At 64.0% G+C, this 21,231-nt stretch carries 20 protein-coding genes, 1 tRNA gene and 1 pseudogene; 15 read left to right on the forward strand and 7 right to left on the reverse strand.

The window, feature by feature from the left end:
- Positions 1–10: 10 nt before the first annotated feature.
- The 3 genes from ddaH to AC5Y4F_RS05785 are packed head-to-tail and all read left to right on the forward strand — an operon-like array spanning position 11 to position 3,607.
- The gene (gene ddaH, locus AC5Y4F_RS05775; protein ID WP_499995456.1) at positions 11–877 is read left to right on the forward strand and encodes a dimethylargininase; all 867 of its coding nucleotides are present in this window, start codon (positions 11–13) and stop codon (positions 875–877) included.
- A complete protein-coding gene (gene rocD, locus AC5Y4F_RS05780) occupies positions 874–2,124 on the forward strand; it encodes an ornithine--oxo-acid transaminase (protein ID WP_067940248.1) in 1,251 nt (416 codons plus the stop codon). The genes ddaH and rocD overlap by 4 nt, the downstream gene beginning before the upstream one ends.
- A 28-nt stretch (positions 2,125–2,152) precedes the next feature.
- Positions 2,153–3,607, forward strand: coding sequence for an amino acid permease (locus AC5Y4F_RS05785; RefSeq protein WP_067940245.1), 1,455 nt, complete (start codon positions 2,153–2,155; stop codon positions 3,605–3,607).
- A 7-nt stretch (positions 3,608–3,614) separates the two neighbouring features.
- Here AC5Y4F_RS05785 and AC5Y4F_RS05790 read toward each other — a convergent pair whose 3' ends face one another.
- The 3 genes from AC5Y4F_RS05790 to AC5Y4F_RS05800 all read right to left on the reverse strand — a co-directional run bounded on the left by AC5Y4F_RS05790 (position 3,615) and on the right by AC5Y4F_RS05800 (position 6,760).
- Positions 3,615–4,955, reverse strand: a complete 1,341-nt coding sequence (locus AC5Y4F_RS05790; RefSeq protein WP_499995459.1) for an extracellular solute-binding protein — start codon at positions 4,953–4,955, stop codon at positions 3,615–3,617.
- Positions 4,956–5,064: 109 nt separating this feature from the next.
- Positions 5,065–5,889 (reverse strand): carbohydrate ABC transporter permease, encoded by an 825-nt coding sequence (locus AC5Y4F_RS05795; protein WP_499995461.1) that lies wholly within the window; start codon positions 5,887–5,889, stop codon positions 5,065–5,067.
- Positions 5,876–6,760 (reverse strand): carbohydrate ABC transporter permease, encoded by an 885-nt coding sequence (locus AC5Y4F_RS05800; RefSeq protein WP_499995463.1) that lies wholly within the window; start codon positions 6,758–6,760, stop codon positions 5,876–5,878. Before AC5Y4F_RS05800 ends, AC5Y4F_RS05795 begins: the two co-directional genes overlap by 14 nt.
- A 58-nt stretch (positions 6,761–6,818) precedes the next feature.
- Between AC5Y4F_RS05800 and AC5Y4F_RS05805 the strand changes: the two genes are divergently transcribed.
- From AC5Y4F_RS05805 to AC5Y4F_RS05825, 5 genes are all read left to right on the forward strand, one after another.
- The gene (locus tag AC5Y4F_RS05805; RefSeq protein ID WP_067940234.1) at positions 6,819–8,336 is read left to right on the forward strand and encodes a TldD/PmbA family protein; all 1,518 of its coding nucleotides are present in this window, start codon (positions 6,819–6,821) and stop codon (positions 8,334–8,336) included.
- Between the two features lie 31 nt (positions 8,337–8,367).
- Positions 8,368–9,741, forward strand: a complete 1,374-nt coding sequence (locus tag AC5Y4F_RS05810; RefSeq protein WP_499995464.1) for a metallopeptidase TldD-related protein — start codon at positions 8,368–8,370, stop codon at positions 9,739–9,741.
- 40 nt (positions 9,742–9,781) lie between these two features.
- The gene (locus AC5Y4F_RS05815; RefSeq protein ID WP_499995466.1) at positions 9,782–10,639 is read left to right on the forward strand and encodes a carboxymuconolactone decarboxylase family protein; all 858 of its coding nucleotides are present in this window, start codon (positions 9,782–9,784) and stop codon (positions 10,637–10,639) included.
- A gap of 358 nt (positions 10,640–10,997) precedes the next feature.
- Positions 10,998–11,423: a hypothetical protein gene (locus tag AC5Y4F_RS05820; protein ID WP_499995467.1), complete on the forward strand. Its 426-nt coding sequence runs from the start codon at positions 10,998–11,000 to the stop codon at positions 11,421–11,423.
- A 201-nt stretch (positions 11,424–11,624) separates the two neighbouring features.
- Positions 11,625–11,698: transfer RNA gene (locus AC5Y4F_RS05825), tRNA-Ile, on the forward strand.
- A 553-nt stretch (positions 11,699–12,251) separates the two neighbouring features.
- Here the strand turns inward: AC5Y4F_RS05825 and AC5Y4F_RS05830 are convergent.
- Positions 12,252–13,229 (reverse strand): nitrilase-related carbon-nitrogen hydrolase, encoded by a 978-nt coding sequence (locus tag AC5Y4F_RS05830; RefSeq protein ID WP_499995468.1) that lies wholly within the window; start codon positions 13,227–13,229, stop codon positions 12,252–12,254.
- Between the two features lie 139 nt (positions 13,230–13,368).
- On the opposite strand from AC5Y4F_RS05830, the gene AC5Y4F_RS05835 reads away from it, so the two are divergent.
- From AC5Y4F_RS05835 to AC5Y4F_RS05850, 4 genes and pseudogenes are all read left to right on the forward strand, one after another.
- Complete coding sequence (locus AC5Y4F_RS05835) at positions 13,369–13,521, forward strand: hypothetical protein (protein WP_156749915.1); 153 nt, start codon at positions 13,369–13,371, stop codon at positions 13,519–13,521.
- The gene (locus AC5Y4F_RS05840) at positions 13,521–14,120 is read left to right on the forward strand and encodes an NAD-dependent epimerase/dehydratase family protein (protein ID WP_067931230.1); all 600 of its coding nucleotides are present in this window, start codon (positions 13,521–13,523) and stop codon (positions 14,118–14,120) included. Before AC5Y4F_RS05835 ends, AC5Y4F_RS05840 begins: the two co-directional genes overlap by 1 nt.
- Before the next feature lie 4 nt (positions 14,121–14,124).
- Positions 14,125–14,667, forward strand: a complete 543-nt coding sequence (locus AC5Y4F_RS05845; protein WP_067931227.1) for an LOG family protein — start codon at positions 14,125–14,127, stop codon at positions 14,665–14,667.
- 454 nt (positions 14,668–15,121) lie between these two features.
- A pseudogene (locus AC5Y4F_RS05850) lies at positions 15,122–15,241 on the forward strand (IS481 family transposase); the annotation flags it as partial.
- A 112-nt stretch (positions 15,242–15,353) separates the two neighbouring features.
- Here AC5Y4F_RS05850 and AC5Y4F_RS05855 read toward each other — a convergent pair.
- Positions 15,354–16,118 (reverse strand): enoyl-CoA hydratase/isomerase family protein, encoded by a 765-nt coding sequence (locus AC5Y4F_RS05855; protein WP_499995797.1) that lies wholly within the window; start codon positions 16,116–16,118, stop codon positions 15,354–15,356.
- On the reverse strand, positions 16,115–16,168 hold the full coding sequence (locus tag AC5Y4F_RS05860) for a hypothetical protein (RefSeq protein ID WP_369829672.1): 54 nt from the start codon (positions 16,166–16,168) through the stop codon (positions 16,115–16,117). The genes AC5Y4F_RS05855 and AC5Y4F_RS05860 overlap by 4 nt, the downstream gene beginning before the upstream one ends.
- A 102-nt stretch (positions 16,169–16,270) precedes the next feature.
- Here AC5Y4F_RS05860 and AC5Y4F_RS05865 point away from each other — a divergent pair, with 102 nt between their 5' ends.
- From AC5Y4F_RS05865 to AC5Y4F_RS05875, 3 genes are all read left to right on the forward strand, one after another.
- Positions 16,271–17,467 carry a cytochrome P450 gene (locus tag AC5Y4F_RS05865; RefSeq protein WP_067931288.1) on the forward strand — a complete coding sequence of 399 codons (1,197 nt, stop codon included), beginning with the start codon at positions 16,271–16,273 and terminating at the stop codon, positions 17,465–17,467.
- Positions 17,468–17,593: 126 nt separating this feature from the next.
- The gene (locus AC5Y4F_RS05870) at positions 17,594–18,994 is read left to right on the forward strand and encodes an aromatic ring-hydroxylating oxygenase subunit alpha (RefSeq protein WP_499995469.1); all 1,401 of its coding nucleotides are present in this window, start codon (positions 17,594–17,596) and stop codon (positions 18,992–18,994) included.
- Positions 18,995–19,117: 123 nt separating this feature from the next.
- Positions 19,118–19,981, forward strand: coding sequence for an alpha/beta fold hydrolase (locus AC5Y4F_RS05875; protein ID WP_499995470.1), 864 nt, complete (start codon positions 19,118–19,120; stop codon positions 19,979–19,981).
- A gap of 306 nt (positions 19,982–20,287) precedes the next feature.
- Here AC5Y4F_RS05875 and AC5Y4F_RS05880 read toward each other — a convergent pair whose 3' ends face one another.
- Positions 20,288–21,214, reverse strand: coding sequence for a metal-dependent hydrolase (locus AC5Y4F_RS05880; RefSeq protein ID WP_499995471.1), 927 nt, complete (start codon positions 21,212–21,214; stop codon positions 20,288–20,290).
- Between the last annotated feature and the right edge of the window lie 17 nt (positions 21,215–21,231).

Raw genomic sequence — 21,231 nt, forward strand, 5'->3', positions numbered from 1 at the left:
TCGTTGATTCATGACGGAACAACGCCTGGTAGCTCCTCGAACCGCGGGGCGGGCGGCCGGGCGGGCCACGCCCGGCCGCATGCCGAGCGTCCGTCGGTATGCGATGACGCCGCCGGCCTTCTTTGCGGTCGAATACGCGATCAACCCCTGGATGGACATCACCGCACCCGTCGATGCCCGCCTCGCGCAAGCGCAGTGGGAAAGCTTGTATGAGACCTACCTACGACTGGGGCATCACGTTGATGTGGTTCAGCCCGTGGCCGGGCTTCCGGACATGGTCTATGCCGCCAACGGCGGGTTCGTCGCGCACGATGTCGCGCTCGTCGCCAGGTTCCGGTTCGCCGAGCGGGCCGGCGAATCGCGCGCGTACGCCCACTGGATGTCGTCGGTCGGTTACCGGCCGGTATACACCCGTCACATCAACGAAGGACAAGGCGACATACTGAAGGTCGGCGAGATCGTGTTGGCCGGCTGGGGATTTCGCACCGACCGCCGTGCGCATGCGGAAATCTCCGCGGCGCTGCGCGCGCCCGTGGTCTCACTGGAGTTGGTGGACCCTCGCTTCTATCATCTCGACACGGCCCTGGCTGTTCTCGACGATCACACCATCGCGTTCTACCCGCCGGCATTCAGCGTCGCCGCCCAGGAGCAACTGCGTGCGCTGTTCCCGGATGCCATCGTCGCCGACACTGCCGACGCTTTCGTACTGGGCCTCAACGTGGTTTCCGACGGCCTGCACGTCGTGTATCCCTGCGAGGCAACGGGCTTCGCGGCGCAGCTGCGCCGAGCCGGCTTCGAGCCGATCGGCGTCGATTTGTCCGAGCTGCTCAAGGGCGGCGGTTCCGTCAAGTGCTGCACATTGGAGGTATTCCCATGACGATTCTCGATGCGCAGACATCGCAGATGGTCACCGCCAGTCGAGTCCAGACGGCGATCAGGCTGGTGGAAAGGCGCGCCGCGCACAACTATTCGCCGCTTCCGGTGGTCGCGGCAAGCGCCGAGGGTGCTTGGATCACCGACATCGACGGTCGACGCTACCTGGATTGCCTGTCCGCCTATTCCGCGGTGAACTTCGGTCACCGAAACCCGGAGATCACCGCCACCGCGCATGCCCAACTCGACACGGTGACGTTGGTCAGCCGCGCATTTCATTCCGACAAGCTCGGACCCTTCTGTGCTGCACTTGCCTACTTGTGCGACAAGGACATGGTGCTGCCGATGAACTCAGGCGCCGAGGCTGTCGAAAGCGGCCTTAAGGTCGCTCGAAAGTGGGGCACCGACGTCAAGGGCGTTCCCGCGGATCAGGCCAACATCATCGTGGCCGACAACAACTTTCACGGCCGCACGATCAGCATCGTCAGCTTTTCCTCGGACCCCACGGCGCGAACCGGATTCGGCCCCTTCACGCCGGGGTTCCGTTCGGTGCCGTTCGGAGATGCCGCAGCTCTGGCTCGAGCGATCGACGACAACACCGTCGCGGTGCTGTTGGAGCCGATCCAGGGCGAAGCCGGGATCATCGTCCCGCCCGACGACTACCTGCCAGCGGTCCGCGCACTGTGCAGCGAGCACAACGTGCTGATGATCGCCGATGAGATCCAGTCGGGCCTGGCCCGCACCGGCTACACGTTCGCCTGCGATCGGTGGCGGGTGGTCCCCGACGTCTACCTGCTGGGCAAGGCGCTGGGCGGCGGAGTGGTTCCCCTGTCGGCGGTGGTGGCCGACCAGGACGTCCTGGGCGTGTTGCACCCCGGCGAACACGGTTCGACCTTCGGTGGCAATCCGCTGGCCGCCGCGATCGGCGCCACCGTGGTGTCCATGCTGGCGCGCGGCGAATTCCAGGCCCGGGCGACCGCGCTGGGCGCGCATCTGCATCGGCGGCTGCGACAGCTGCTCGGCCACGGGGTCCAGGAGATACGGGGCCTGGGGTTGTGGGCCGGCGTCGATATCGACCCCTCGCTGGGCAGCGGCAAGGAGTTCAGCCTGCGACTGGCCGATCGCGGCGTGCTGGTGAAAGACACCCACGGTTCGACGCTGCGCTTCGCGCCACCGTTGGTGGTCACCGCCCAGGAGATCGAGTGGGCCGTCGGCCAGCTTGCTGCGGTATTGCGGGAGGCTGCTTCATAATCAGCTGATCCGGCCACAGGAGGGGCGCTTGCCAGCCACGTCGATCAGCCTGAAAGAACAGATGCTGCGGCGGCGCCCGGTGGTGGGTGCGCACGCCGCGCGCGGGACCGCCGATCACCTCAAGCGCGGCATCGGAACGTTCCAGCTGACCATGTTCGGGATCGGCTCCACCGTCGGCACCGGCATCTTCTTCGTCATGTCCCAGGCCGTCCCCGAAGCGGGCCCGGGGGTGATCGTCTCCTTCCTTCTCGCCGGCGTCGCCGCCGGGCTCGCGGCCGTCTGTTACGCCGAGTTAGCCTCGGCGGTACCGGTTTCAGGGTCGTCGTATTCGTATGCCTACACCACGCTGGGCGAGGTCATGGCCGTGGGCGTTGGGGCCTGCCTGCTCCTGGAATACGGAGTGGCTACCGCCGCGGTCGCGGTCAATTGGAGCGGCTATCTGAACAAACTGCTGAGCAGTGTCCTGGGATTGCAGCTGCCGCAAGCCTTGTCGGCCGCGCCGTGGGATACCCAGCCCGGGTACATGAATGTGCCGGCGATCCTGTTGATCGCCATGTGCGCGTTGTTGCTCATCCGCGGCGCGAGCGAATCGGCCATGGTCAACGCCATCATGGTGATGATCAAACTCGGCGTGTTGGTGGTCTTTGCCGTGGTCGCCTTCACGGCGTTCGACGCGAGCCGGCTCCGCGACTTCGCGCCCTTCGGCGTGTCCGGTATCGGTTCGGCCTCGGGCACCATTTTCTTCTCCTACATCGGGCTCGATGCGGTGTCCACCGCGGGTGACGAGGTGAACAACCCGCAGAAGACCATGCCGCGCGCACTGATCGGCGCGCTGCTGACCGTCACCGGCGTCTATGTCCTCGTCGCGGTGGCCGCGCTGGGCACCCAGCCGTGGCAGGACTTCGCCGGCCAGCAGGAAGCCGGGCTGGCCACCATTCTTGACAACGTCACCCACGGCGGCTGGGCCGGCACGATTCTGGCTGCCGGAGCGGTCATTTCGATCTTCAGCGTCACGCTCGTCACCATGTACGGCCTGACCCGCATCCTGTTCGCCATGGGACGCGACGGGCTGCTGCCCGCGCTGTTCGCGACGGTGAACGCACGCACCATGACCCCGGTGACCAATACGGTGATCGTCGCCATCGCCGCCTCGGCCCTGGCCGCCTTCATCCCGCTGCAAAAGCTCGCCGACATGGTGTCGATCGGCACGCTCACCGCGTTCGTCGTCGTATCCATCGGGGTGATCGTCTTACGGGTGCGTGAGCCAGACCTGCCTCGGGGATTCAAGGTTCCGGGTTATCCCGTCACGCCGCTCCTCTCGGTGGCGGCCTGCGGCTACATCCTTGCCAGTCTGCACTGGTACACCTGGATCGCGTTCAGCGGCTGGGTGCTCCTGGCGACCATTTCTTATTTCGTTTGGGGCCGTCACCACAGCGCGCTCAACGACGAGACGGTCGAGCCGAAGTCGGGCGACACCCACTGACCAGACCTCACTGGCGCGCCGCGGCGGTGTTGGCCGCCGCCTGAGCCCGCTGCAAGGTCGCCGCGACATCGCCTCGGCCCAAAAACATTTCGTCGAAGTACGATTTCAGGGCGTCATTTCCGGCGGCAAAGCCCGCCCCGCCGGGAGCCTCGATGCGCGGACCGTCCAGGACGGTGAAGAAGGGCGTGACGTCGACACCCTTTGTGGCCCAGTACCGGAAGTAGGCCGGTTGAGCCGCGGACACCGCGGGAATGGCGGTTCCGTAACGCCCCAGATATTCATTGCCCTGTTTGCTGCCCATCCAGGCCAGCACCTGACGCACGGCGGCGGCGTGCTTCGTCGCCGCATTGCCCGCCGCGGCAATGCCGTTGGTGACGCTGACCCGGCCCGCCGGGCCGGCTGGCATCATCGCCACACCCCATTGGAAGCGGGCATCGCGCGCGACCGGCGCCAGGCTGTAGGTGCCGGATTGAAACAGCGCCATTCTGCCGGCCAGGAATTGGTTGCGGGAGAAGTCGCCGTTGTCGTTCGTGTCGGCGGCGGGCGGCGCGACGTGGTCACGGTTGATCAGATCGACCAGATACCGAAAGGCCGTCACTGCGGCGGGGTTGTCGAACGCGAAGGTGTCGCCCCGCTGGAACACGCCGCCGGCCGAACCGATGTAGTTCAGGTAGATGCCCTGGGGGTCGTTGGCCGCGTTGTACGCCCACTGTCGCACCCGCGCTGCGTCGAAACGTGATGTGTCGCCGCGGTTTCCGTTGGCGTCGACGGTGAGGCGGCCCAGCAGTGGGCGCAATGTATCCCCTCCGTCAGGGCTCCACCGCAGGGTGTTCAGCTGGGCGGGATCGACGCCCGCCGCGGTGAGGAGATCGGCGTTGTAGTACAGCGCGATTCCGGCATCGGTCAACTGCGGCACGCCCCACAGCGTGGCGTTACGAGTGAACTGCTCGACGACCGGGCGCTCCCAATCCGAGGCGGCCCTGGGCCCGAGTACTTCGCCGATGTTGAGGAGCCGGCCGCTGTCGGCATACGCCGCCAGGTAGGCGTTGGACAGCCAGAAGATGTCATCGGCGCTGCGGCCGGCCACATCGGTGCGCAGGGTGTTGAAGTAGGTCGAGTACGCCACCAAGTTCACGTGGACGTCGATGTCGGGATGGGCGCGGCTGAATGCTTCGAAGGATTGTCGATAGGCCGCACCGATCTGATCGTCCCAGATGCGTACCGTGACGACAGTCTTGCCACCATGGGGCTGGCCGGAGTAATCCAGCAGCACTGCCATCGCTGCCAGCAGCACAGCAACAAGTGCGATTGATCCCGCGGCCAGTGTCGAAAAGCGCGGCCGGGTCACCGTGGACGCTCCGATTGCCGTCGGGGTCGTCGTGTGTGCCCAAATTGCCGTCGGGGTCGTGAATGGGCGGAAAAGACAGCCATGGCGGCAATCTCGCCGCATCGCCGCCTCATTTGAGCCCCGAGACGACGATCGACGCAACGATGTGGCGCTGGAAGACCACGAACAGCGCGATCAGCGGGGCGATCGCGACCGTGGTCGCCGCCATCACCAACGTCCATTGGGAATTGAACCGCGATTGTAGGTCGGCGGTCGCGACGGTGAGCACGCGCCACTTGTGTCCGCTGGTGATCACCAACGGCCACATGAAGTTATTCCATTGCGAGACCACGGTGATCAGTGCCAGCGCGGCCAGGACCGGGCGACTGGACGGGATCACCACGTGCACGATCACGTCCAAGGTCTTCGCGCCGTCCAGGCGGGCGGCGTTGATCAAGTCGTTCGGGATGATCCGGAAGTGCTCGCGCAGCAAGAAGATCGCGTACGGGGAGCCGAACATGAACGGCAGCACCAATGCCCAGAACGTGTTGCGCAGGCCGAGCTGGGCCATCATGAGATACATCGGCACCACCGTGACCGTTCCCGGCACCATCAGCGTCGCGATGTACACCCAGAACAGCGCATCACGCCCCGGGAAACGCAAGCGCGCGAATGCATACCCGGCCAGCACCGAAAAGGTCAATTGGCCTACCAGAATCACCGCGGTCATCAAGGCGGTCACCGCGGCGGCGCGGCCGAACCCGGCCCCGCCCAGATCGGCGAAATTCGACAGGGTGGGCGGCCGCGGCAGCTGCAACGGGGTACCTGTGGCGAATTGGTGTGCCGAGGTGAACGACGTCATCAATCCAAGCGCGAACGGCGCCAACGTGATCAAAGCGCCCAAGGACAGCCCGGCATAGATCGCCGCATTGGTGGCCCGACTAGGTGAGGTCATAGCTGATCCGTCGCCGGAAATAGAGTTGCTGAACCATGGTGACGCCGATCAGGATCACGAACAGCGCCACCGCCATCACCGACGCCCGGCCGATGGCAGCCGAACCGAAAGCCTCGGCGTAGATACGATGGGCCACCAAATCGGTGCTGCCGGCCGGTCCACCGCCGGTGAGGGCGTATACCGTGTCGAAAACCTGTGCTGCGCTTACGATCCCGGTTACCGACACGAAGAAGGTGGTCGGTCGCAGCATGGGCATCGTGATGCGCCAGAACCGCTGCCATGCGGTGGCGCCGTCCGTGCGTGCGGCGGCGTGGATGTTTTCGGGAATGGCCAGCAGGCCGGCCAGAAACGACAAAGAGACATAGCCGACATTGGTCCACACCACCACGGCTGACACGAGCGGCAGCGCAAAGCTGGGATCCGTCAGCCATTCGATGCTGTGTCCCAGCACGGTGCTCACGGCGCCGTCGGTGGGGGCCAGGATCCAGCGCCACAGCACCGCGATGGCCAGCGGCGCGCAAATCCAGGGCAGCACAAACAGGGTGCGAAACAGGTTGGTGCCGCGAAGCTGGCGGGCCAGCATGGTCGCGGCCAGCAGTCCCAAGACGGTCTGCGCCGGCACCACGATAGCCACGAAGATGACCGTGACGATCAGGGAGTTGCCGAACCCGGCGTCGGTCAGGACCGAGCGCCAGTTGGACAGGCCGACGAAGTGCAGCGGGCCGAGCAGATCCCATCGGCACAGGCTCAGCCACAGCACGACCAGGATGGGCAGCAGCAGAAAGGCGAGTACGCCGAACAGGCTGGGCGCCAGCAGGGCGTAGCCGAGCGCGGTCGACCGAGGTTGAATCCCGCGTACCGCGCTGGCCATGGGGTAATTAAAGCGGGCGCCGGCGGGGTTTGTGGCGACCGGTCGTTACGGTGGAAGCGTGACACCGAACCGGGGGATCGATGCCGACTTCCTGGACCTGCCGCGCCACGACTTGGCCGAAGCCGCGCTCTCGGCGGCCAAAGCGGCCGGGGCGACACACGCCGACCTGCGGGTTCATCGCATCATCACCGAGATCATCCAGCTGCGCGACGGCGAGCTGGAGACCGCGGTGATCAATCGTGAGGTGGGTCTGGCGGTGCGCGTGATCGTCGACGGCACCTGGGGGTTCGCCTCGCACGCGGAGCTGGTGCCGCCGGTGGCCGCGGAGACGGCGCGGCGCGCAGTGCACGTCGCCACCACGCTGGCGACGCTGAGCAGCGAGCGCGTTGAGCTGGCGCCCGAACCGGTCTATGCGGACGCGGCCTGGGTGTCGAACTACCGGATCGACCCGTTCGACATCTCGACGACGGACAAGATCGCCGTGCTGGAGGACTACTCCGGTCGGCTGCTGAGCGCCGACGGCGTCAATCACGTGTCGGCGGTGCTGACCGCCGTCAAGGAGCAGACGTTCTACGCCGACGCTTTCGGATCCTCGATCACCCAGCAGCGGGTGCGGGTGCTGCCCTCGCTGGAAGCGGTGACCGTCGACCCCGCGGCCGGTAGCTTCGATTCGATGCGGACGCTGGCGCCGCCGATTGGGCGGGGCTGGGAGGCCGTGGCCGGCGACGAGGTGTGGAACTGGACCGACGAGTTGGTGAAGCTGCCGTCGCTGCTCGCCGAAAAGATCAAGGCGCCCAGCGTAATTCCCGGACGCAAAGATTTGGTGATCGACCCTTCCAACCTGTGGCTGACGATTCATGAATCGATCGGGCACGCAACCGAATACGACCGCGCGATCGGTTACGAGGCGGCTTACGCCGGAACGTCGTTCGCCACGCCGGACAAGCTGGGCACCATGCGGTATGGATCGCCTGTGATGAACGTGACGGCCGACCGCACCGTCGAATTCGGCCTGGCCACCATCGGTTACGACGACGAAGGGGTCGCAGCGCAAAGCTGGGATCTGGTGCGCGACGGAATCTTCACCGGCTACCAGCTCGACCGGGTGTTCGCCCACCGGCTGGGGCAGCCTCGCTCCAACGGATGCTCATACGCCGACTCGCCGCATCATGTGCCGATCCAGCGCATGGCCAATGTGTCGCTTCAGCCGGCACCCGACGACATCAGCACCGACGACTTGATCGGCCGGGTCGAAGAGGGCATCTACATCGTGGGCGACAAGTCATGGTCAATCGATATGCAGCGCTACAACTTCCAGTTCACCGGCCAGCGCTTCTTCCGGATCCGCGACGGTCGGCTGGACGGTCAGTTGCGTGATGTCGCCTATCAGGCCACCACGACCGAGTTCTGGAATTCGATGGAGGCCGTCGGGGGCACGTCGACCTGGCGCTTGGGCGGTGCGTTCAACTGCGGTAAGGCCCAGCCCGGGCAGATCGCGCCCGTCAGCCACGGCTGCCCGTCGGCGTTGTTCCGCGGCGTCAACGTGCTCAACACCCGTACCGAGGGCGGCCGATGATCCACGCCGGAGGCGATGCGGAGCGGCGCCGATGATTACTGCGCAGCATGTCGTCAACATCGTGCTCGATGAGGCGGTCAAGCTCGGCCGAGCCGACGAGACCATGGTGCTGGTTACCGACAAGGTCGAGGCCACGCTGCGTTGGGCAGGCAATTCGATGACCACCAACGGGGTTTCGGTGAGCCGCAGCGTCACGGTGATATCGGTGGTGCGTCGCGGCTCCAGCGCGCGCATTGGCACGATCGTGTCCGCCGAGGCCGATCCGCGGGTGCTGCCCGGGCTGGTGGCGGCGTCGCAGGAGGCGGCCGGCGCGGCGCCCGAGGCCGGCGATGCCGCGCCGCTGCTTGCCGACACCGGTGTGCCGGTCGATTGGGACGCGCCGGTACCCGGCACCGGACCCCTGGTTTTCTCCGATGTCGCCGACTCGCTGAGCCGTGCGTTCCGCGACGAGGACCGGCTGTACGGCTTTGCCCACCATAGTGTTACGACAACGTTCCTGGCTTCGTCGACCGGAGTGCGCCGACGTTTCACCCAGCCCACCGGCGCGGTGGAGATCAACGCCAAACGCGGCGACGCCAGCGCCTGGGCGGGTGTCGGCACACCCGACTTCGTCGATGTGCCAATCGATTCGCTGCTCGAGCAGCTCTCGACGCGGCTGGGCTGGGCACAGCGCAATGTCGAGTTGCCGGCGGGTCGTTACGAGACGATCATGCCGCCGTCCACCGTGGCCGACATGATGATCTACATGGCCTGGTCGATGCCCGGCCGCGGGGCCCAGGAGGGCCGGACCGCGTTCTCGGCGCCCGGCGGCGGAACCCGGGTGGGGGAGCGGCTCACCGACCTGTCGCTGACGCTCTTCTCCGATCCGATGGCGCCGGGCCTGGTCTGCACGCCGTTCGTCGCGGTCAGCAGCTCCTCGGAGACGGTGTCGGTGTTCGATAACGGCGCGGAGATCAAGCACGTGGACTGGATCCGCGAGGGGGTGATCAACGCGCTGGCCTATCCGCGGGCCACGGCCGCCAAATACGACGCCGAGGTCGCGGTGGCCGCCGACAACCTGGTGATGACCGGCGGAACGGCCAGCCAGGACGAGATGATCGCAACCACCGAGCGCGGCCTGCTGCTGACCACACTGTGGTACATCCGCGTCGTCGACCCCACCACACTGTTATTCACCGGGCTGACCCGCGACGGTGTCTACCTCATCGAGGACGGCAAGGTGACCGCCGCGGTCAACAACTTCCGGTTCAACGAGAGTCCGCTGGACCTGCTGCGACGGGCCACCCAGGCCGGCGTCAGCGAGAAGACCCTGCCGCGCGAGTGGGGCGATTGGGCCACCCGCGCCGCCATGCCGTCGCTGCGGATCCCCGACTTCCATATGTCATCGGTGAGCCAGGCCCAGTAATTCATTGCAGCCGGGCACCGCGCGTTCTAGCGTGTGACGAATGGCGGCACCGGTTTCTGTTCGAAAAGACCAGCTCACCCGGTTGGTGTCGTTATGCCCGGGCGACGGTCGCGTGGCGGCGTTGGTACGGCGGGTATGCGCACAGACGATGTCGCTGCCGCCGCTGCCCGCGAGCGTCGAGGTGGGCCAGCCGGAATCGGAAGCCGAGGTCGCCGTCGCCGAGTTCGCCGAGCAATTCAGCGCGGACGTGTCGTCGGTCACCGCCCAGCAGCGGTCGCGGTTGTGGAAGCAGCTGGGGGACAGCACCTTTGACGTCGTCGTGCAGATATATATCGCCGACTTCATTCCCCGGGTGCGGGCCGGGCTGGAAGCCCTCGGCGTCGGCGCGCAGTATCTGGGCTGGGTCGCCCAACCGATCACCTGGGATCACACCACCGACCCGTCGGATCTGGTCTTCAACGACTTTTTAATCGCGGTGGCGCGAATGCGTGCGCTCGACCCCATCACCTCCGAACTGGTACGGCTGCGCGGGGCGGCGCAGCACAATTGCCGGTTGTGCAACTCGCTACGCGAGGGCGGCGCACTCGATGCCGGCGGTTCGGAAACGCTGTACGCGGAGATCGAACGCTTCGCGTCGTCGAGTTTGCTCGACGACCGCGCTAAAGCAGCGCTGCGCTATGCCGATGCATTAATTTGGACCCCTGCGCACCTCGTCGCCGACGATGTCGCCGAGGTGCGCTCCCGGTTCTCCGAGTCCGAGGCCGTGGAGCTCACCTTCGACATCATGCGGAACGCCAGCAACAAAGTCGCGGTGTCATTGGGCGCCGATGCGCCGCGCGTCGAGCATGGCACGCAGCGGTACCTGATCGACGCCGACGGCCAGACTGTATTCAGCTGACGTTTGCGGACGACGCTTGAGTGGCGCCCAGCTGTACGAGCCTTGAGCCCTCGGCGCGCTGACCTCAACCAGCAGCCGGTCGCAGCGCTTGGCCGAGGGCACGAAATGTTAACCATTCGTACACTGACACGCAAGTGTGCGTTTCCGCTGTGTGCGGAGGTCATTCGCTACTTTTAGCCCGTTCGACGACACTGATACGACACCGAGAAGTGACAAGACGGCAACGTGGCCCGAGCCGGATGGCCATGGATCGTGCGTCATAGGCCTGCGGTCTGGAAGGCTTTCCGTTTTTGTTTACGAAATTTCTTGCTGGGGTCGCGTCGGAAGCGACTGCGTTCCGCGCAGAGGGAGGTTCGAAATGACAAGCACCCGTACACGTTCGCGCGTTCGAGTGCCTTCGGTGTGGGCAGCCGGCGTCGCGCTGGGCGCCTCGATGTTCGGAGGTGCGGTGCTGTCGGCTCCGCTAGCCTCGGCTACCTGCAATCTGACTCCGGCCGACGAGCAGTACGTCAACCTGCTCGCGCAAAACAAGATGGTCCACACCGCCGAGTACACCGATTGCCATGAGGCCGCCGAGGGGCGTTGGTTCGCCGATCAGGTGCGGTCCAACCCCAATCCGTTCGGCGAGGGGCAGGAGCTGGTCAACATGATTACCCGCACCACCCCGTTGAGTCAGGCGCAGGCGGAGTGGGAGGTCGAGTCGGCGATCTATGTCTACGCGCCCGAGGTGATTCCGAAGATCAAAGACCAAGCCGCGAAAGCAAGTTGGGCGAGCCAGTCTTAAGCGGCCCAGCACCGCTGTGGTGCAACGATTTTCGTCTACCCGAATCAAAACGGCCGTGAGGACTTAGCCCTCCGGCCGTTTCCGTTGCGGACATTAGCTAACCCCGAATCCCCAGCCGGCACGGCCTGTCGACGGCGTCAGCAGGTTGCACGGCCCTACTTGTTTGGGCTTGGTACCGTTTCCTACGGAACTACTCCGTCGGGGGCGGTAGCTCAGTTGGTTAGAGCCGCGGACTCATAATCCGTTGGTCGCGGGTTCGAGCCCCGCCCGCCCCACCGTATTTCCCCTGGTCAGCGCCTCGCAGGGGCATCCCCGTGCAATTGAGAGCCCGTTTTTCGCGGCGTCGTCGCGGCGTGGGGCGCAGAGCGTGTGCAGAGCGTGGGCCGCTAGCAAACTGGGCACCGCCGCCGGGGTACACGCCGGGGCGCGCCGACCGTGTGACTGGTGTGACGTGAGCTTTTACACCCTCGGTAAACCCAAGGTTGGGATTGAACGCCCGGCGTGTCGCCGGAATCCCCGCGCCGCGACCACCTCAGCGACCCTGCGGCTGGCGGCTCGACGAGCGGTAGGAACGAAGCCAGCAGCAAGACCGCGGCGCCGACGATCACTAGTCCCAGCGCGAGGGCGTTGCCGAGCCCCCGTTTCATCGCGATGTCCGCCCTCCCGAATCCCGGATTACCTAATAGCCGCAGCCGCATTGGCAGATTTTGAAGGGGACCTTGGCTTTGGCTTTCACCGAAGTCGCCCGCTGAGTGCCTCGACGCGCTTAGTTCGCGAGCCGGTCTGTCGAACCGCAGGCGCACGCCGCCGAACGGGATCGCAAGTGGATCAGACGTGGACATGGTCGGCCTCGGTTTTCCTATCGGCGTTGTGGGGCTCGACTCGCTCGTGGACGTGAGCAGCCGGTGTGCGGTCGATCAACAGACTGAGCAGTTCGGGCCTGCTGTAGTGGCCGATGGCATCCATCTTCGACTTACGCTGATCGATCAACGAGAAGTCGAGATCGGCGATCACAACGCCCTCGCCGGAACGCAAGGGCGTAGCTAGCAATTCGCCAAGAGGTGACACGATCGCGGTGAAGCTGCCGCCCGATATCGGGCCGATCGGCGCCCCGGTGTCGGCCATGATCTGCGCTTGCTGATCGGCATCCAGCCAGCCGGTGGAGTTGACAACGAAACTGCCCGATTCGAGTGCGTGATTGCGGACGCTCAACTCGGTCTGCTCCGCGAAAAGCGGACCGCCGAACGAGCCCGGCCACATCGCTGCGTGAATCTGCTCACCGTCAGCGATGACGGCATAGCGTGCCAGCGGGTAGTAATGCTCCCAGCACGCCAACTGGCCGATCCGCCCCACGGCGCTGTCGACGGCCGCAAGACCGGAGGCATCCCCCCGTCCCCACACCATCCGTTCGTGGAAGGTGGGCAGTATCTTTCGACGGCGCTGGATGAGGGTGCCATCGGCATCGAAGAGGAGCTGCGTGTTGTAGAGCGTGCCGCCATCGCGTTCATTCACACCGATGGACACCACGATTCCCGCTTGCCTGGTCGCATCGGCGATGACGTCGACTGTGGGCGACGGTATGGTCACGGCCTGATCGATCAGCCTCAGTTGCTCAGCGGCCAGCTCGAAAGGTCTTTGGACAAAGGAGAAGTAGGGATAGTACGGCACGATCGTCTCGGGGAAGACAGCGAATCCTACGTCCTGGCGCCCGAGTTCGGCGATCTTGTCGACAACCTTCTGAGTGGTGCCATCACGGCTGTATAGCACCGGGCTCATCTGTACTGCAGCCGCTCTTACCGTAGTCATTTCATTCACCCTTCATGCGCAGGTACTCGACTAGAACAAGGTGACGGGAAGGCAATCCATTCCTGAGTATTGTAGACTGTACTCAGCATCACAAAAGCGTCGTTGGCACCGCTGTGAGGCCGCACAAAAGGAGAACACTATGCAAATCGAGGGGACTACTGTCAGCCCCACGGCATTCACCGCTGCGGCGGTCGCCGTAGCACGGTCGGCGGCGCCCGCGCCCATTCCGCCATCGATGATCTGCGAGGTCTATCTGCACGGATTTGTGCCGTATCTGCTCGAAGGGCACTGATGTCGACCTCACGCCGCATCTTTTTCGCCGGCGCCTCCGGGGTCATCGGCCAGCGACTGGTGCCGTTGCTGCGGAACGCCGGTCACACCGTCGGTGCGATGACGCGCTCGCCGGAGAAGGCCGGCCGGTTGGCCGCCACCGGTGCGCAACCGATCGTCTGTGATGTATTCGACCGTCAGGCGCTCACGGCCGCCGTTCAGGCGTTCGCGCCCGACCTCATACTTCACGAGCTGACAGATCTTCCCGACGATCTGAAAGACTTACCCGAGGATTCGAAAGTCAATGCGCGAATACGCGTCGAAGGCACCCGTAATCTGATCGAGGCATCAAAAGGCTTGGGCTACATCAAGATCGTGGCCCAGAGCGTTGCATGGACCGTGCAACCCGGCGCGGAAGCCGCCGCTGTCGCAGCACTCGAAGAGGCGGTGCTCGCCGTGGACGGTGTCGTCATCCGGTACGGCTTCCTCTACGGTCCTGGCACCTACTTCGAACAGTCGCGTCCCAACGCACCACGCGTGCACATCGATACGGCCGCCTCTCGGACTCTCGAAGCGATCGAGGCACCTCCGGGCATCGTGACCGTCGTTGACAGCGAATGACCGGATGAACATCTGCGTCTTCCTATCCTCCGCCGACCTCGCCGAGCGCTACACGCGGCCCGCCCGAGAATTCGCCGAGCTCATCGGCAACGGCGGACACGGTTTGGTGTGGGGTGGATCCGACACTGGTCTGATGAAGGTCGTCGCCGATGGCGTTCGGGAGACCGGCGGGCGGCTCGTCGGCATCTCGGTCGAGTTGCTGCGGGAGTTCGCGAGGAAGGACGCCGACGAGATGGTGTTCGCGAAGGACCTCGCCGAGCGCAAAGCGTTGCTGATCGAGCGCGCGGACGCGATCGTCGTGATGGCAGGCGGCCTCGGCACGCTCGACGAGGCGACGGACGTCCTGGAGCAGAGGAAGCACAAGCTGCACGACAAGCCGGTCGTGCTGCTGAACACGGCCGGGTTTTACGACGGTTTGACGATTCAGCTCCAGCGAATGGACGAGGAACGTTTCCTTCCGGTGCCCATCATCGATCTGGTCTTCATCGCCGACGACGGCGCCGAAGCCCTCGCCTACTTGGAAGGTCTGATCCGCGAAGCTAATTGAACGATCTCGGGCGCCGCGCTAAGCGCTGTCTGCCGGTTGCAGAAGACGCTGTACCGCGCGTCGGGCGTCGACGGCGGGCGCCACTCGGCGCTGGACCGTGCAAAACTCACCGAAACTGCCGTAGCTAGCAGCCGCGCGCAGATCCCGCACCGGCGTTTACCGGCGACCGAGGGTGACACTAGGTCGTATCGAACCCGAATCGTAGCCGTACCGGCTACGCCTAAGTTTCCCGTCTAGCAGGCATTTTGCGCCAATTTAGCCAACGGTTTCTCCTGGTCGGAAGCGCGCCGAAAAGGGACTCATAATCCGTTGGTCGCGGGTTCGAGCTCCGCTCGCCCCACACTGAATGTTGTATTACCTCGGCTGATGCGTGACATTTCGTCGTCGGGTGATGCTTGACGGTGTTTCGGCTGATGCTTGACAGCTACTTCGGCTGATCCTTGACAGTCCCTGGATGACGGAATTGAGCGTGGCTCAGCAGCGATATCAGGCCTTGTTGTCGGTCATTAGTGATGGGTTGGCGATCTGGCAGGTCGCCAGGAAGGTCGCGGTGTCGCGTCAGACGCTGCACGCCTGATTGGCCTTACCCACCGCAAACCATTGGATCACCAAAAGTCCGGGACGGACTGAAACGCCCTGATGACAACAAGATTCACCGAACTGCCCCAACGTCACGAGCGGGGGGATCAGATCCGGTCGGACGGCTTGGCGGCCTTCTTCATCAGCTCGGCCATGTAGTCCCGGAATTCCCGGGAACCGGTCACGACCGCTTGCAGGTCGTTGCTGGCCTGCTGATGCGTCCGGAAGCCCATGTTCTCCCACGCCCGCAGGATCCCGGCCTTGGTTGCTTGCAACGTGATCAGTGGTGCCTTGGCGATCTGCGCCGCAAGCTCCTCTACCTCCGCCTCGAGTCGATCGCGCGGCACGACTCGGTTCACCAAACCGAACTCGAGAGCCTGCCCGGCGGTGATCTTCTGCGCGGTGTAGAGGTACTCGGCGGCTCGCTTGTAATTCATGAACACCCACGGTTCGAACATCGTCTCCGAACCGGGCAGGCCGAATCCCGGAACGAGCGGCATTTGGAACCAGGCGTCGTCGCTGCAGACCGTGATCTCCGGAATGAGCGCCCAGGTAGTGCCGCCGCCAATGGCGTACCCGTGCACTTGCGCGATGACCGGCTTGGGAAACTCCCAGAGCTTCAGGACAGGCCACAGAAACAACTGCGCCGCCGAGCGCCATATTTTCCCGGACGCCTCGCTCTCGGCCTTGAATTCGGGATAGCTGCCGTCGGGAATGTGACCCGAGCAGAACCCCTTGCCGTTCGCTTTGATGATGACGACCTTGATGTCGTAGTCGTACTGCGCGTCATCGAGCGCCTCGCTGACGCTGTGGACCATCTCGGAAGTCTGGGCGTTGGCGCGATCCGGATTGTCCAAGATGATGCGAGCTATTGCTCCATCCTTCTCGTATACGACGTGGTCCATCTTCCGCGTCTCCACAAATAACCTCCTGAAGCTCATTGGCCGGGTCCCCGAGGATGCTAGAGCATAGTAGTGCTATTAAACATTTTCTGTAATAGTGTTCCGCACGGAGGGTGGTGTCGATGACAACGACGGACTTGCGCTGGGATCCGTTCGACCGTGCCCTGCATAAGGACCCGTACGCGGTCTGGAAACGGTTGCGCGACGAAGCGCCTGTTTACTACAACCCGGATTACGACTTCTACGCCCTCAGCCGGTTCGACGACGTGATGACGGCATCGCTGGACACCGAATCTTTCTCGTCGAAGCACGGCATCATCCTCGACACGATCAGCGAAGAACCTCTGCCCGCGCCCCAGCCGATGATCATGATGGATCCTCCCGACCACACCTGCTTGCGGAAGATGGTCAACCGCACGTTCTTTCGTAGCCGGATTGCTCAGCTGGAAGACCGCGTCCGCGAATTGTGCAGGGGCTATCTGGATCGATACGTCGGCACCGGCGGATTCGACTACGTTCAGAACTTCTCCGCCAAGCTGCCGGTGATGGTGATCAGCTCGCTCCTCGGCTTCCCCGAGGAGGACCACGACAACCTGCGCGAGTGGTCGGACGCGCAACTGCATCGCGAGGAAGGGAGCACGGAACTCAGCGCCGCGGGAATGGAGGCCTCGGCGAATCTCTACGGCTATTACCAACAGCAGATCGAACTGCGCCGCCAACACAGTACGACGGACATTGTCAGCGATCTGATGAATTCCGACGTCGTCTTGCCCGATGCGCAACCACGCCGGCTGGATGACGGCGAACTGTTGATGTTCATCGCGATGATCAACGTCGCGGGCAACGAGACGGTCGCCAGACTTCTCGGTTGGGCGGCACTCACGCTGGCGCGCAACCCGGAGCAGCGAGCGAAGTTGGTGACGGATCCCGGATTGATCGGCGGCGCGGTGGAGGAACTGCTGCGATACGACGCGCCGTCCCCAGTCCAGGGGCGTTTCGCCCTGCGCGACACCACCTTCCACGGCAGGGTGATTCCGGCCGGAGCGAAGGTGGTCCTGCTGACCGGCTCGGCGGGTCGCGACGAGCGTCAGTACGAGCGCCCGGACGTCTTGGACGTGACGCGAACCGGGATCCGCCACGTCAGCTTCGGACACGGCTCCCACTTCTGCCTGGGTGCGGCGCTGGCCCGGCTGGAGGCCCGGGTGGCGCTGGAGGAGACGCTGAAGCGCTTCCCTCAGTGGGAGGTCGACGAGGCCAACGTCGAGTACGTCCACACCAGCTCAGTGCGCGGTCCGGCCAGCGTCCCCATCGCGCTGTAGATGAGTGTCAAACCATATGGCCGAGGAACGCGTTAGCCAGGTTCGAGAGGTCGTTCGAGGAAGCGTGATTAGTTCCAACAATTGCGACGAGGCGCCTGCGCACTGGCGCACCGGAAGGGGTAGCCGATGACCGTAATTGAAGACGCAGCCGAGTCGAAGATGACTGGAAAGGTGCCGCCTCGCTATGCGTGCGGTGAGACGTTCGTCCCCAAAGGCCGCTACATCGATCCCGAGTTCTTGCAACTCGAACTCGACCATCTCTTCACACAGGTGTGGCAAACGGCGTGTCGGGAGGAGGAGATTCCCGACCCCGGAAGTTACTCCGAATACACGATCGGCCGGCAATCGATCATGGTGGTGCGGCAGAAGGACAGGAGCATCAGGGCCTTTTACAACGCGTGCACCCACCGCGGCATGAAGGTGGTGCGGGGACAAGGATGCGCGGTCGACGGCGAGCTACGCTGTGGGTTTCACGGCTGGCGGTACGCGCTCGACGGCCGCTCGTCGTTCGTCCCGTGCCGTGACGAGTTCCTCAACCGACCAAGGGAGCAGTGGGCGCTGCGCCCGCTGTCGGTAGGGACGTGGGGCGGTTGGGTGTTCATCAGCATGGCCGAGAATCCGCCGGATCTCCTCGACTGGCTCGACCCGCTTCCGACAGCGCTCGCGCCCTTCCGGTTACAGGACATGCGTTTCCGCTGGCGCAAGCGAACCCCGTTGGCCGCCAATTACAAGACCGTCATCGACGCGTTCATCGAGGGTTACCACTCGCCCGGCACGCACCCGCAGACGGTGCGGAGCGATCAGGGCGTGCGGCCCTCGACCGAGCCTGCGGCACCCCACGAGTTTGTCTACGCGCCGTACACACCAACCACCGTGTACCGGAACCACTCGCGGTTCACCTACACCGTGCGGCCCGACAGCAACCGCGGCGCAGCACGCGCGGAGCGGGAGGCATCGCCGGAGATCTTCGCGAACGGGATGCAGTACCAGTTCCTCGAGGTCAATTCCCTTGTCACCGAGCGTGATTACCGGGTCGCACAGCAAATGGCCGGTATGGAACCCGGTCCCATCCCGCCATTCATGGTCTATCACCAGATGTGCGAGGAATTGGCCATTGCCGAGGGTGTCGACTACCCGAAGATGTCGATGGAGGAGTACTTCGCGGGCAACGGTGACTGGCATGTCTTTCCCACCCTGGTCATCCTCGTGGAGAAGTCCTGCGTGCTCGGCTATCGCATGCTCCCCGACGCAGAAGACCCGAATCGGTGTGTGTTCGAGATGTTCTCGCTGGAACACTTCGCGCCTGGTGAGGTTCCGGAGTCCAGCTGGCTCGAGTTCGAGCGTTGGCAGGACCATGATGGCTGGGGCGAACTGCCCACGCAGGACCTCGTGAACATCGACGCGATTCACGCGGGTATGCACTCGCGCGGATTCGAGGGGCTCTGGCTCAACACCAACCAGGAGATGTCGATCCGCAACGAGCACCGCATCGCGGACCGTTTCATCTTCGGCGTCGATGATTGCTGACGAGATCCACTCCGCGACGATGATCCGCCCTGGTGGACGAACCGTATGCCTACATGATGATTGATGAGCTGTTCCGGGAAGAACAGGGCCCAGCAACCAATTACCTTGTCGGAGAGAGTAGTTATGCCAGTAATGCAACAAGGTGACCTTGAGATCGCTTATGAGATCATCGGCGAAGGTGAGCCATACATACTTACCGGTGGCGGCCGCTTCAGCAAGGATGCTGGGGGAGTTCGCGAGATGGCCGAAGCGCTCGCTGATCGGGGTAAGCAAGTAGTGATTTACGATCGACTCAACTGTGGCGCGTCAGCGGTGTGTTTCGAAGGCAGCTCGGAGTCGGTGATGCAGGCCGATTCACTCGCCCGGCTCATCGTAGATTTGGACCTCGGACCGACGGTGTTGGTCGGCGGCTCCGGAGGGGCGCGGATCTCATTACTCGCTGCGGCGCGAAACCCCAAAATTGCTTGTGCCGTTGTGATGTGGTGGGTCAGCGGCGGAGCGTTCGGCACTATGTCGCTGGCCGAGGTGTACAACTTTCCCTCGATCCGGGCGGCGTGGAACGGAACCATGGCCGATGTAGCCGCCCTTCCCACGTGGGCCGAGGTCATCGAACGCAACCCCCGTAACCGCGACCGATTCCTTGCGCAGGACAAGCATAAATTCATAGAAACGATGGAACGGTGGGCTCATGCTTACTGCGCATGCGGCAACCCACTAGTGGCGGGGCTTTCGGATGAGGAAGCCGCAGCGATCACTCTTCCCATACTCGTATTTCGCAGCGGTGAAAGCGATTACTATCACACCCGCGCGACGTCGGAACGCCTAGCCGCGAATCTGCAGAATGCACATCTCGTCGATCCCGTTTGGGGAGACCGGGAGTTCCTCGACCGATTCGAAGCCAGCCGGGACCGCGGAGAGTCAGTCTGGGCGAACTGGAAGCAGCTCGTACCCCAAATCGTGGCTTGGACAGACGAAGTGCTCGGCTGACGAATTACGGGAGGTCGGATTAATTCGGAAGCCCTATGGCGAGCTGTGAAGTTGGTAGCGACAACGAGATTGCACGCCTGGCCGCGACTGCCAGACCGCGCGCTGAGTCTTGCACGGGCGGTCGACAACTGACATGGGGCCCAGCGTGCCGAGATCAAGACACATCCCGCAGTCGGGCATCGTCGGGACCAGCGCGTCGAAAATCAGCGGGGCGGTGAACCGAGCTGAATGGCATGGCTGCAGCTAGCTCGCGGTTGTCTGTGGTGCAGATCCTGACGAGGACGCGTACGACGCGCCTCGCGAAGTTCATGGTGCGGATGGCACCTCGGTGCCGTACCACCGGGTGACGTCATCTCCCCGTTCGTAGCGGTCAAACCACTCGTCGGCAAGCGCGGGTAGTCGCTCGTCAGCGGGATCGAAGAACGGATTCTGGCTCAGGATTAGGCCGCGCAACGCCGCGATCTTGTCTTTCCTGCTGACATCGGTCAGCATGCCGGCGACCGGCGAGCTGTCTGGACGGTCGCGCCTGGCTAACTTGTATAGCAATTGACGGATGCGCCATGACGCCGACATCGATCGGGCATCGAGGACCCTCTCGCTGGCCGGCACGTAGGCATTGATGCCCTCTACATAGAGCGGAACGAGGGTGGCCATGATGTGGTGGATGACGCTCGGCGCGACGCGGAGGCGATAGAACGGCTTGCCAACGACGGCATTGAAGATGATTAGCGCCGAACTGCGGTGCTCGATCTCTTCGACCATGTGCCACAACAACAGTGACGCGACGCGGTCGTCGCCGGGCCGGAACATCTTGTCGTCGTTGTCGAGCAGGAACCGAAACGATGGGGTGAAGGTGGCCTCCAGATTGGCGATGTAGGCCAATCGATAGGCCAATGACCTAACCTTCGTCATCTCGTCGTAGGAGGCCATGATCGCATCGAGGGTGTTCTGCAGGCCCGGGTATCGGCTTATCAATGCACCGATGTGCTGTCGATGGGCGCTGGCGTGTTGCGCCTCCTGGCGCAGGAACGCATTGGCTTCTGCAGCCACCTCGGAGTCGGTGAAGTGCGGTCTAGCCTCCTTGACGGCTTCGACGATCATCTTCTCGAAGCAGATCGCGGTGAATGACATCAGGTTGACGGCATGCGAGAAGGCAGGGTTGTCCGGATGCCATACCACCGGAACGGGTTCGGAGAAATCGAATCGCAGCCGGCGCACTCTCAGATCGGGCATTGGTGGCTCCTGCGGTA

It is taken from the genome of Mycobacterium sp. NGS56, from assembly GCF_059812425.1.